Origin of the sequence: Sphingomonas sp. J344 (assembly GCF_024700005.1) — a bacterium.
Taxonomy (GTDB): Bacteria; Pseudomonadota; Alphaproteobacteria; order Sphingomonadales; family Sphingomonadaceae; genus Sphingomonas.
Genome location: NZ_JAJONB010000001.1, coordinates 2,212,961 through 2,224,908, shown reverse-complemented (window position 1 = coordinate 2,224,908; position 11,948 = coordinate 2,212,961). Strand labels below are relative to the sequence as shown.

Below are 11,948 nucleotides of genomic sequence, written 5' to 3'. Positions count from 1 at the left end.
CCGCGCGGATGCCGGTGGGCCATCGCGCATCGATTCCGTATGACAACCAAATTCGGAATCCACAGCAATCTTCAGGGTTGAACTAGCGTGACGGCGCTGCTAATCGTTTCTTCTGACGGAAAGCAATTCCGTTCATTGGAATAACGACATGAGTTTCAGCCAACATCCCCCTGGTGAGACCGTACCCATCGAGGGATATCCGGTTTCGGATTTGGATGTTACCGCCCTGCCCGCCTTTGTCGTGCTCAATGGTGCGACATTTTGCGCTGCTCCCTGACAGCTGAAGGTCAGCGCAGTTTCCCCCACAGGCCGGGCGAAAAGTGCATCGAAGTCGGGCCGGAAGGCGTGCTTTACAGCTTCTCGACGGTACACGTGTCTTCGTCGCAGCCCGCACCTTACACGATCGGCTATGTAGATTTTCCCGGAGATGTCCGCGTACTGGCCAAGATCCGAGGCCCCGATCACGCATTGCGCTGTGACGGTGTCGTTCGCCTCGCCAGTGAAAACTCCGAATGGTTTGTTGAGCCTGTCGCGGGACAAAGCGAGTGAGCCGCGCCTTCATTGTGAGCGGTGCGATGATCCCGATGGGGAAGCATCGCGATTCAAGCTACAGCGGATTGGCGGTCCCGCCGGTCCGCAAGGCAATTCGCGACGCCGGGCTTGAGCCGAGCGAAATCGAAGCCGTGTATTGCGGTCATGCCTTTGGCGGAATGCTGACCGGCCAACGTATTGTCAAAGAGGTAGGGATCGGAGGCGTTCCGGTCATCAACGTCGACAACGCATGCTCGGGCGGGGCCAGCGCGCTGCACCTCGCCTGGAAGAGCGTGTGCAGCGGGGAACATGTCGCGGCACTGGTCATCGGAGTCGACAAGCTGACCCAGTTCGGTGGCGGCACTTTGCCGCTCGTCGCGGAAGATATCGAGGTACGCAACGGCATGGTGATGCCTGCCCTATATGCGATGCGGGCGCGGCGATACTTGCACGAGCGAGGCGAGCCGGTCGAATTGCTGGCCCAGGTCAGCGTAAAGGCCCGGCGGCATGGCGCGATGAATCCGTTCGCACAGTTGCAAAAGCTGACCAGTGTCGAAGAGGTCCTCGCTTCCCGGATGATTTCCGACCCACTGACGCTGCTGCAATGCTGTCCGACCGGCGACGGCGCGGCTGCCGTCATCGTGGTGAACGACAAGCTCCGCAAGCGACTGGCCCTGCCGACGGTGGAGATTTGCGGGTCGGTGCTGCACTCCGGGACGCCCACATCCGGCTTTCGCAACATGCTGCGGCCCGAGATTACCCGGCACTCCGCGCGGGAAGCATTCGAGCAAGCGGGAATTGGGCCGCAGGATGTGGATGTCGTCGAACTTCACGACGCATTCTCCATCGCGGAACTTGTCTACTACGAGGCATTGGGGCTGTGCGAAGATGGGGAATCCGCATCCTTTCTTGCCTCGGGCCACAGTACGTTCGGCGGGAGCGTCGTCGTCAATCCGAGCGGCGGCCTGCTGTCCAAGGGACATCCGGTTGGCTGCAGCGGTGTCGCACAGATTGTCGAACTATATTGGCAGCTGACGGGCCAGGCGGGCAGACGCCAGGTACCCGATGCACGCATCGGCATGACGCACGTCACCGGCGGAGGCATAGCTCAACTGGATCATGGCGCATGCGCCATCCACATCTTGAAGGTGCTGGACGAAATATGACGGACGGGAATGACGAAGGGCCGGGCACAAGCATCATCAGCCGCGCGCTCTACCTGTTGGCACATCTGGCTGACGCGCCGGGACCGGTGACGGTCAAGCAGGTCAGCGCCGATCTCAAGGTGCCTCCGTCTACCGCGCACCGGCTGCTCAATGCGCTGGTCGCGGAAGGGTTCGTCGTCGCGTCGGGCAGCGGCATCTATCGCATCGGGCCGCGCTTCTACCGGATCTCGGCACGGGTGATCCAGGGCATGTCCCAGGTGACAATCGCGCAGCCCATCGTCGACGCATTGGCAGCCAAGTACAATGAGACCGTTCTTCTCGGGCGGCATGTCGCCGCTGACCGGACGATGCACTTCGTGTACCGTGCCGACGGCAGCCAAATGCTGACCTACCAGATCAATCTTCACCGGCCGCTGTCTTTGTACTGGGGTGCGTCGGGCAAGGCGATCCTCGCGTTCCTGCCAGACAATGAAATCGAACAAACCCTGCTTCGCGAAGCAACCGCGTCAGCGTCGGGAGAAAAGCCCCCGTCTATGCGTGCGAGAATGGCAGAACTGCGCGAAGTGCGCGAGCGGGGATATGCGATCAGCGAAGGGCAAAAACTCCCGGGCGCGCGAGGCGTCGCCGCTCCGATCTTCGACTCAAAGGGCGTTTTCGGCTGCCTTTGCATGACCTCCCCGCAGGAGCGGATGCCCAGCGCCAGTATCGATGCAATTGTGAAGGATATCGTGGAAAGGAGCGACGAGATTTCGCGGTTCCTCGGGGCAGCCAGATGAGCTCGCCTGGCCAGCCGCTGCACGGTGTACGTGTACTGGACCTCACCACATTTCTGTCCGGACCCTTTTGTACGCAAATTCTTGCGGACCTGGGTGCCGAGGTGATCAAGGTCGAGCCGCCTGGCGGCGATTCGAGCCGGCACATTCCCCCGCATTTCCTGGACGGGCAGAGTCTGTATTTCCTCGGCATCAACCGTAACAAGCGCAGCGTCTCGATTGACCTGAAGACTGATCGCGGACGGGAGCTGCTGCTGGAACTGATCGCCAAGGCAGATGTTGTCGTGGAGAATTTCCGGCCCGGCGTCGCGCGCAAGATCGGGCTGGACATTGAGCAGATCGCTGCCAGCCATCCGCGGCTGATCTGGGCGTCGATCAGCGGTTTCGGGCAGACCGGACCGGACAGCACAAAGCCCGCCTATGACATGATCGTGCAGGCGCTGTCGGGCGTGATGAGCATAACCGGGGAGGTTGACCGGCCAGCCGTCCGGCTCGGCATCCCGGCGGGGGACACGGTTGCGGGCCTCTATGCCTGCATCGCCATTTGCGCGGCGCTGCATCGTCGCAATTCAACCGACCGTGCCGACATCATCGACGTCGCGATGCTCGATTGCCAGCTCGCGATGCTTTCCTACCAGGGTACCTATTCGCTCGTCGCGGGGACCGAACCGGGGCCTCAGGGCGCGCGGCACGATTCGATCCCCACCTATCGGTCGTTCAAGGCGCGGGATGGCCGTGAACTGGTCGTGACGGCGAATACTGAAAAGATGTGGCGGGGGCTGTGCAATTCCCTCGGCCTGGCGGAGCTGGCGAACGATGCGCGCTTTGCGACCGCATCCGACCGGCTGACCAATCGCGTGCAACTGTGGCGGTTGCTGGAGGGCGCCTTTCTTGAGAAAGACGCGGCCGAACATGTCGAGAGCCTGCAGGCCAACGACGTCCCTGCCGCACTGATCAAGCGCGTCCCGGAGGCGCTGGACGACGCGCGCGTCGCGGGTCGCGACATGATCGTCGGGATGCAGGCCCCCGGGGGCAGACGCATCGAGGTGGTGGGCAATCCCATCAAATTCGCCGGTGGCCCGGACCCGGACCCGACCTATCCGCCTGCCCTTGGTCAGGACAATGCCTCTGTCCTGTCGGCATGGCTGGGCATGCCCCGGTCAGCCGCAGACGAATTGCTAGCCGATGGCGTGCTGGGGAAGGGCTCGGCATGAGCGGAGGAGCGCAACCAAAGATCCCGGTGGTTGCGTTCCACGCATTGGGTATCGACCGCCATTCGTTCGAGCCACTTAGGGGGAGCCTGACGGACGACCGGCAACTGGTTGCGGTCGATCTTCTCGGCCATGGAAGCATGCGCGACCATGCTAGCGATCGCCTGGAGGATCATGTCACCCACGCAGCCGCGCATATCCGGCAGGTGGCGGACGGCCCGGTACATGTGTTGGGACACTCGTTCGGCGGCGTGGTCGCGGCGCTGGCGTGTCAGCGGGTTCGCAGGGATGGCCATGGTATCGCGTCGCTGGCACTTCTTGCGACGCCATCGGCGGGTGGAAAGCTCTACGCCGATCGCGCCGATGCGACGCGCCTCAACGGTATCGAAAAGTTCAGGGAAACGACCCTCGCGCGCTGGTTCGGCGTTGCGCCACCGCCGCAATGGCGGACGCATATCGACTATGCATCGCGCGCGCTGACGTCCCTGTCCGCGGACGCCATCGCATCGACCTGGCGGGCGCTCGCTGCATTCGGCGACTTCTCCGGCGGAGATTTTCCGCTGGCAACATTGTGCATCGCCGCTGCTGACGACCTGTCGACACCGCCCTCGGCGATGTCGGCGATCGTCGCTGCGATCAGTGGCCGCGCGACCGGGCCGGGCGTCATGCTCGAGACGCTGCCAGCGGGTGGGCACCTCTTCCCCCTGACAATGGCACCCGGCACCGCCCGCCTGCTCGAGGCGCATTGGGTCGCCGTTGAAGGTGCAAACCTCCTACGGGCCAGGGGCGTATATGAGCGGCGTTGAGGACCGCACGGTTCGTATCGGCGGGCGAAGCCTGGTGGTTCGCAGATCCGGCCTGCCCGAGGGACCGGCCGTGTTGCTCCTCCACGCTTTGGGGCTGGACCGGCGTGCGTTCGACCCGCTTCGCCATGTGCTTGGCGGGTCGCTGGACGTGATTTCCTATGACCATCGCGGCCATGGCAGCCGCGCAAGCGACGCAGGATTCACCCTCCAGACGCTGATCGATGATGCGCTCGACATGATCCGCTGGATCGACCGTCCGGTTCACCTGCTGGGCCATGCTCTTGGCGGGGTCGTCGCGACGCTTGCAGCGAAGTCCCTTCGCAGTGAAGTGCGAAGCCTCACCCTCGTCACGACCCCGCTCGAATCCATGCCGAGCTTTGCCGATCGGGCGCGACAGATCGAAGCGGGCGGTATGGCGGACACCGTCGAGCAATCGCTGAAACGGTGGTTCAGTGGCCTCCAGGACCTGCCTGACTACCGCAGCGCATTGGCCTATGGGCGAGAAGCGATCTCGGCGATTTCCGCCAATGGATATGCCGATGGCTGGCGATCGCTGGCGGGGTTCGGCCGCCTCCCGCTGGATTCCGCCGAACTGCCGCCAACGCTCTGCGTCGCTGCGGCCGACGATGTCTCGGTCCCGGCTTCGTCCTTCGATGGCCTGCTCCCCGGCGGCGCGACGGCGCGCAAGGACCTGAAACTCGAAGTGCTGCCGCGTGGCGGGCACATGTTGCCGTTGACCGGGCCGGAGCCGCTGGCGCGGCATCTCAAACAACATTGGAAGGTGCGCGAAGCATGAACGCCTCAGCCACAGCGCCGACCGGATCACTGCCTCGCGGCCTGCGCGTCGCAGTTACGGGCGGCAGCGCCGGGATCGGGCAGGCGATCTGCAATCTGCTGAATGCTCAGGGCGCGACGGTCTTCAATCTGGACCTGAAACAGGGATCAGCAGACGGTGCCGAAACCTATATCCAGACCGATCTGCGCTCGTCCGACAGCGTTCGGCAGGCGTTTGAGACGATCGGGCAAGCTGCGGCGGGACTCGATGCGTTGGTGAACAACGCCGGCATCGCGTTCGTCGGCGGTGTCGAGGACGGCAGCGACGAAGAATGGCTCGAGCTGCTCAACGTGAACCTCATGGGCTACCGGCGGGCCACGGTCTGCGCGTTACCGTTGCTGCGAACTTCGCCCTCCCCCGCAATCGTCAACATCTCTTCATGCTCGGCGACCTCCGGCATCACGGAACGGGCTGCCTATTCGGCATCCAAAGGTGCGATCCACAGCATGACGCTCAGCATCGCAGCCGACCTGGTGCACGAAGGCATCCGCGTGAACGGCGTCGTCCCCGGCACGGTCGAAACGCCCTTCATGCATGCGCTGATCGAGCGGGCGAGCGACCCGGCCGCGCAGCGTCGTGCGTATGAGCGGCGGCAACCCACTGCAAAGATGGTCGATCCGGTCGAGGTCGCTCACGCCGTTTCGTTCCTGATCAACCCTGCATGTGGCTCCGTCACCGGATCATTCGTCGTGGTGGATGGCGGGCTCGCCTCACTACGCACGTTGCGGAGTTAACCGACGAATTCAAAACGACAAAAAACGAGAGGACCAAGATGACAACCCAGCATCCGTTCACCCTGAACCGCACCGGTTCCCGACGCCACCGGATCGCCCTGATCGACGGGCCGAACATGTCCAGCCTGGGTGCCCGCAGCAAGCAGGTTTACGGGACGATACGGTCGCTGGACGACCTCAAGGCATTTGTGACCTCGGCGGGCGCGGACATCGGTGTGGAGGTCGAGACATTCTCCTCCAACCACATGGGCGAGATTCTTGAGTTTATCCACGGGTCGGCCAGTCGGGTCGATGGCTATATCATCAACCCGGCGGGCCTGACGACGATGGGCGAGGCAGTCCGGCACGCGCTCGAGGATACGACCAAGCCGGCCATTGAGGTGCATTTCGCAAACATCTCCGGCGCGCCGGGAACGCCGCGCGGTCTGGCCAGCGGCAAACTGATTTCGACCTTCACCCACACGGCGACCGGCCTGTGCATGGGGCTGCGCCAGTACAGCTACATCGCCGCGCTGGTGGGCCTGGTGATGGCGCTTGACGACAAGGGCTTTCTCGGGGGCGAACTCGCGGACGCAGAAACGGCCTGAGTCCTGCGCATGAGCAGTCCAATGCCGGCCCATAGCTCCGATCGAGGGCTTCGACCGGAACAGCCACAACGCGCGAACGGTAGGGGTATCTGAACTATGGGACGGCGACATTTCCTGTTGGTGGGGACGTTTCTCCTCACTATGCTTCTGTACGTGGACCGCGTCGTGATCTCAGCGGCGAAGGAGCAGATCACCGGTGAGCTTGTGCTTAGCGACACGCAGTTCGGCTGGGTGATCTCCGCGTTCGCGCTCGGCTACGCGCTGTTTCAGGTGCCGTCCGGCCAGCTTGCCGATCGCATCGGGCCGCGCAAGACGCTCGCCGCAATCGTCATCATCTGGTCCGGCTTCACCGCTCTGACCGGGGCAGCCTGGGGCTTTCTCTCGCTGCTGCTGTTCCGCTTCCTGTTCGGCGCGGCGGAGGCCGGCGCGATGCCAGCTTGTGCCAAGGCGGTGTACAGCTGGCTTCCCACCGCCGAACGCGGCATCGCCAACGGCATCAACCTGTCCGGAACCCGGGTCGGTGCCGCGCTGGCGCTTCCCGGCCTCGCCTGGATGCTCTCGACCTTCGGATGGCGGCAGACCTTTGTGATCATGGGCGCGGTCGGCTTGCTATGGGTCATTGCCTGGTACGCGCTGTTCCGGGATCGGCCTGAAGACCATTGGGGGATGCCCGAGGCGGAAGTTCAGCAGATCATCGCCGGGCGAACACTTTCCACTCCGAAGGCCGATACGTCGAAGCAGGGCGCGTCGCGTCAGGGGGCCTGTGGCTCGTCGTGACGCAGTATTTCGCGTCGTGTTTCACCTTTTTCTTCGCCCTGTCCTGGCTCTTCCCCTACCTCCAAAAAACCTATGGCCTAACCACCGTCGAAACCGGATTCATGACCGCCATTCCCTTGGCGGCGGGTGCAGCGGGCAACTGGCTGGGCGGAGTGGGTTCGGATTTCGCGGTACGCAGGACAGGGAGCATCGCATCGCTGCGCTATGTGGCGATGCTTGGCTTCGCCTTGGCGGCGATCGGGCTTGTCGGAAGCCTCAATGCGGATACCGCAATCGTCGCAGTGCTGTTCCTCAGCCTCACGGTGTTCGGTGCCGACATGACCCTTCCGCCATCCTGGGCATTCTGCATCGACGTGGGCGGCGAGCGGGCAGGGACTGTGACCGGTCAGATGAACATGGTCGGCGCTTTCGGCGCATTTGCGACCGGTCTTGCCTTTCCATATCTGTACAGCGCCTTCAATTCGGTGACCCCGTTCTTCCTCACCGCCGTTGCGCTGAACCTCGGCGCAGCGACGCTTTGGGCGTTCGTGCCGCGCGCCAAGCGGGCCGAACCCACAGATTCCACCAGCCCAGCGTAGAGCAGGGTATTCCCGACTCGGGCTCTCAGTGCCGCAGGGATGATTGAACATGGGCGACGACAGGAAGCTGGAAGTTTCGCGGCGGGGGCTACTAGTCGGCGGTGCCGCGGCGGCAGCAGCCACGGGCCTGCCAAGTGCCGATGCCCAAGCGACGCGGACGAACCCCGTCACAATGCCGGTGTCGTTCGAGGTCAATGGGGCGCATCACGAACTGGATCTCGATACACGCACGACGCTCCTCGATGCGCTGTGCGAGCACCTGAAGCTTACCGGCACCAAGAAGGGCTGCGACCATGGCCAGTGCGGAGCCTGCACCGTCCTGGTGAACGGCGACCGGATCAACGCCTGCCTCAGTCTGGCGATTCAGCATATCGGCGACAAGGTCACCACGATCGAGGGTCTCGGCACGATCGAAAATCTGCATCCGATGCAGGCCGCCTTCATCAAGCACGATGCCTACCAGTGCGGTTACTGCACCCCTGGGCAGATCTGCTCGGCAATAGCAGTGCTCGACGAGATCAAACGCGGCATCCCGAGCCAAGCGCAGGTCGATATCTCGGCGCAGCTCGGCCCCAGCAATGCTGAGTTACGCGAACGCATGAGCGGCAATATCTGTCGCTGCGGTGCCTATTCCAACATCGCCGAGGCAATGACGGAAGTCGCGGGAGCACGCTCATGAAGGCATTTACATACGAGCGTGCCAAGTCGCCGTCGGAAGCTGCTGCCGCGGTCTCCGGCACGCCGGGTGCCAAATTCCTCGCGGGCGGCACCAACCTTCTTGACCTTATGAAGCTCCAGATCGAGACCCCGACGCATCTGGTCGACCTGCAGGATCTTGGGCTAGACCGGATCGAGAAGACGCCGACGGGAGGGTTGCGGGTCGGTGCGCTCGTGACGAACACCGCGCTCGCATCTGATCCCCGCATCCGCGGCGACTACGCCGTGCTCGCGCGCGCAATCGTTGCTGGCGCATCGGGTCAGCTCCGGAACAAGGCGACGACAGCTGGGAACCTGCTCCAGCGGACCCGCTGTCCATATTTTTATGATCCCAACCAGCCGTGCAACAAGCGGCGGCCCGGTTCCGGGTGCGCGGCGATTGGCGGCTTCTCGCGCCAGCTCGGCGTGATCGGCACCTCCAATGCGTGCATCGCGACATATCCGGGCGACATGGCCGTAGCTCTGCGCGTACTCGATGCTACCATCGAGACGGTCGATCCACAGGGCAGCACCCGAGCCATACCGATTGCCGATTTTCACCGTCTATGGGGCGACACCCCTCACATCGAGACCGAGCTGAAGTCCGGCGAACTGGTCACTGCGGTCACCCTCCCGCCTCCGCTGGGCGGGCGGCACATCTACCAGAAGGTACGCGACCGCGCGTCTTACGCCTTCGCGCTCATATCCGTCGCCGCAGTCATCCAGCGCGATGGGAACGGGCGTGTTGCGGTCGGCGGAGTCGCCCCAAAACCCTGGCGGGTTCCTGCAGCCGATGCCGCCATACCGGATGGCGCCGGCGCAGTTGCCGCCAGGCTGATGGCCGACGCGCGACCCACCGAGCACAACGCATTCAAGGTGCCACTGGTCGAACGCACGCTCGCCGCGGTCATGGCCGAAGCGAGAGCCGCATGAAGTTCGACACGCCAGCTGGTCCCAACCCGATAGACCGCATGAAAGTGGTTGGCCGTGCCGCTCGCAGGATCGACGGCCCCCTGAAAATCACGGGCGCTGCGCCATACGCTTACGAGCGCCACGACGTGGTGGCGAATCAGGCATATGGCTACATGCTTGGATCTGCGATCGCGAAAGGGCGGATCAAGCGCATCGATACCGTCGATGCCGAGCGGGCACCGGGCGTGATCAAGGTGGTGACCGCCGCCAACGCAGGACCATTCGCGACCTCGCGGAGCAATACTGCAAGGTTGCTGGCCGGTCCCGAGATACAGCATTACCATCAGGCAATCGCGCTGGTCGTCGCCGAAACCTTTGAACAGGCGCGGGCTGCGGCTGCGCTGATCCGCGTTGACTACGCCCGCGCGGAAGGGCGCTATGACCTTGCGGCGCAAGAGGATAGCGCGCCGCTGGTCGGCGGGAGCAACGGCGAGGAACGCGACTCCGGCGAATTGCGCACCGGCGACTTCGAAGGAGCGTTCGCCGCTGCGCCGGTCAGACTGGACGCAACCTACACGACACCGGACCAGAGCCACCAGATGATGGAGCCGCACGCTTCCATCGCGGCATGGTCGGGCGATGAACTCACCCTCTGGACCTCTACCCAGATGGTTGCCTGGGCGGTTCGTGATCTCTCACAGACCTTCCTGATCCCGCAGTCGAACATCCAGGTGCTGTCGCCCTATGTCGGCGGCGGGTTTGGTGCAAAGCTGCGCATCCGCGCCGACGCCGTGCTCGCGGCGTTGGGCGCACGTGCGGTCGGACGCCCGGTAAAGCTGGCGATCACTCGTCCGCAGACGATGAACAACTCGGTACATCGTCCGGCGACCATTCAGCGCATCCGGATCGGCTGCGATCGGGATGGGCGGATCACGGCGATCGCCCATGAAAGCGTCGGGGGCGATCTGGAGGGCGGACGGCCGGCGACCGTGACGGCCCAGACGCGCCTCCTCTATGCCGGTGCCAATCGGCTCACATCGATGCGGCAGGCGGTGCTCGATCTGCCTGAGGGCAATTCGATGCGCGCGCCTGGCGCGGCGGGTGGCATGATGGCGCTCGAGATCGCCATGGACGAGATGGCAGAGAAGCTACGGCTCGATCCGGTCGAGTTCCGTATCCGCAACGACACCCAGGTGGACCCTGAGAAGCCGGAGAAACGCTTCTCCGAGCGCCAGCTCGTGCGGTGTCTCCGCGAGGGCGCGAAGACGTTCGGGTGGAGCCGACGCGCAGTGCGACCTGCCCAGCGGCGCGATGGCAATTGGTGGGTCGGCCTGGGTGTATCCTCGGCCTTCCACAACAGCCCGGCGATGAAGTCGGCGGCACGGGTGCGGCTGGAGCCGTCGGGCCGCATCCTGGTCGAGACCGATATGACCGACATCGGCACAGGCAGCTACACGATCATTGCACAGACCGCTGCGGAGATGTTGGGCCTACCGCTCGACATGATCGACGTGCGGCTCGGCGACTCACGCTTCCCGGTCGCCGCCGGTTCCGGCGGGCAATTCGGAGCGGCGAACGCGACCTCTGGCGTGTACGCAGCATGCGTGAAGCTGCGTGAAGCGGTAGCTCGGCAGCTGGGCATGTCGGTTGACGGAGCCAGGTTCGAGAGCGGGTACGTCGTTGCTGACGGTCGCAGGGTCAGGCTCGCAGACGTTTCCCGGGCTGGCGCACTTTCCGGCGAGGACGCCATCGAGTACGGCGACATGAGCAGAAGTGTCCATCTCGCCACGTTCGGGGCGCACTTCGTGGAGGCTGCGGTCCACGCCTACACGGGCGAGATCCGGGTGCGCCGAATGCTCGCGGTCTGCGCGGCGGGGCGGATCATCAACCCAGTATCGGCGCGCAGCCAGGTGATCGGGGCGATGACGATGGGCGTTGGCGCGGCGCTGATGGAAGAGATGGCGGTGGACAAGCGGTTTGGATTCTTCGTGAACCACGACCTCGCCGGTTACGAGGTGCCGGTACACGCTGACATCCCGCATCAGGAGGTCGTGTTCCTCGACGAGGCGGACGAGATGGCCAATCCGATGAAGGCGAAAGGTGTGGGCGAGCTCGGCATCACTGGTGTTGGTGCTGCCGTTGCCAATGCGGTTTACAATGCGTGCGGGGTGCGGGTACGCGATTACCCGATCACGCTCGACAAATATTTGGATCGGCTGCCGCCGCTCGCGTGACCAGAGTTGTTTTCAGCTTCGCTGATTTAACACCGGCCGCCCCCCTTCCCGCTCCATCAACCGGGGCAACTGTGAAGGCGAGCACGCTGACTCGCCTTCCCGGAGATC

Annotated in this window: 13 protein-coding genes; all 13 read left to right on the top strand. The window is 63.9% G+C overall.

The annotated features are described in order from the left end of the window. The first annotated feature begins 261 nt into the window (after window positions 1-261). Window positions 262-549, top strand: a complete 288-nt coding sequence (locus tag LRS12_RS20365; protein ID WP_374580827.1) for an OB-fold domain-containing protein — start codon at window positions 262-264, stop codon at window positions 547-549. Further along, window positions 546-1,697, top strand: a complete 1,152-nt coding sequence (locus tag LRS12_RS11195; RefSeq protein ID WP_257844646.1) for a thiolase family protein — start codon at window positions 546-548, stop codon at window positions 1,695-1,697. Before LRS12_RS20365 ends, LRS12_RS11195 begins: the two co-directional genes overlap by 4 nt. Beyond that, window positions 1,694-2,473 carry an IclR family transcriptional regulator gene (locus tag LRS12_RS11190; RefSeq protein ID WP_257844645.1) on the top strand — a complete coding sequence of 260 codons (780 nt, stop codon included), beginning with the start codon at window positions 1,694-1,696 and terminating at the stop codon, window positions 2,471-2,473. Before LRS12_RS11195 ends, LRS12_RS11190 begins: the two co-directional genes overlap by 4 nt. Further along, window positions 2,470-3,684: a CaiB/BaiF CoA-transferase family protein gene (locus LRS12_RS11185; RefSeq protein WP_257844644.1), complete on the top strand. Its 1,215-nt coding sequence runs from the start codon at window positions 2,470-2,472 to the stop codon at window positions 3,682-3,684. The genes LRS12_RS11190 and LRS12_RS11185 overlap by 4 nt, the downstream gene beginning before the upstream one ends. Further along, window positions 3,681-4,487, top strand: a complete 807-nt coding sequence (locus tag LRS12_RS11180; RefSeq protein ID WP_257844643.1) for an alpha/beta fold hydrolase — start codon at window positions 3,681-3,683, stop codon at window positions 4,485-4,487. Before LRS12_RS11185 ends, LRS12_RS11180 begins: the two co-directional genes overlap by 4 nt. Next, complete coding sequence (locus LRS12_RS11175) at window positions 4,474-5,283, top strand: alpha/beta fold hydrolase (protein ID WP_257844642.1); 810 nt, start codon at window positions 4,474-4,476, stop codon at window positions 5,281-5,283. The genes LRS12_RS11180 and LRS12_RS11175 overlap by 14 nt, the downstream gene beginning before the upstream one ends. Beyond that, window positions 5,280-6,056: an SDR family NAD(P)-dependent oxidoreductase gene (locus LRS12_RS11170; RefSeq protein ID WP_257844641.1), complete on the top strand. Its 777-nt coding sequence runs from the start codon at window positions 5,280-5,282 to the stop codon at window positions 6,054-6,056. The genes LRS12_RS11175 and LRS12_RS11170 overlap by 4 nt, the downstream gene beginning before the upstream one ends. A gap of 38 nt (window positions 6,057-6,094) precedes the next feature. Beyond that, complete coding sequence (locus LRS12_RS11165) at window positions 6,095-6,643, top strand: 3-dehydroquinate dehydratase (protein ID WP_257844640.1); 549 nt, start codon at window positions 6,095-6,097, stop codon at window positions 6,641-6,643. Between the two features lie 141 nt (window positions 6,644-6,784). Beyond that, complete coding sequence (locus LRS12_RS11160; protein WP_257844639.1) at window positions 6,785-7,420, top strand: MFS transporter; 636 nt, start codon at window positions 6,785-6,787, stop codon at window positions 7,418-7,420. Next, window positions 7,417-7,998, top strand: a complete 582-nt coding sequence (locus tag LRS12_RS11155; protein ID WP_257844638.1) for an MFS transporter — start codon at window positions 7,417-7,419, stop codon at window positions 7,996-7,998. The genes LRS12_RS11160 and LRS12_RS11155 overlap by 4 nt, the downstream gene beginning before the upstream one ends. 49 nt (window positions 7,999-8,047) lie before the next feature. After that, on the top strand, window positions 8,048-8,677 hold the full coding sequence (paoA, locus tag LRS12_RS11150; protein WP_257844637.1) for an aldehyde dehydrogenase iron-sulfur subunit PaoA: 630 nt from the start codon (window positions 8,048-8,050) through the stop codon (window positions 8,675-8,677). Then, entirely contained in the window at window positions 8,674-9,627 is a 954-nt protein-coding gene (locus LRS12_RS11145; RefSeq protein WP_257844636.1) for a xanthine dehydrogenase family protein subunit M, read from the top strand. The genes paoA and LRS12_RS11145 overlap by 4 nt, the downstream gene beginning before the upstream one ends. Beyond that, window positions 9,624-11,840: an aldehyde oxidoreductase molybdenum-binding subunit PaoC gene (gene paoC / locus LRS12_RS11140; RefSeq protein ID WP_257844635.1), complete on the top strand. Its 2,217-nt coding sequence runs from the start codon at window positions 9,624-9,626 to the stop codon at window positions 11,838-11,840. The genes LRS12_RS11145 and paoC overlap by 4 nt, the downstream gene beginning before the upstream one ends. Window positions 11,841-11,948 lie beyond the last annotated feature (108 nt).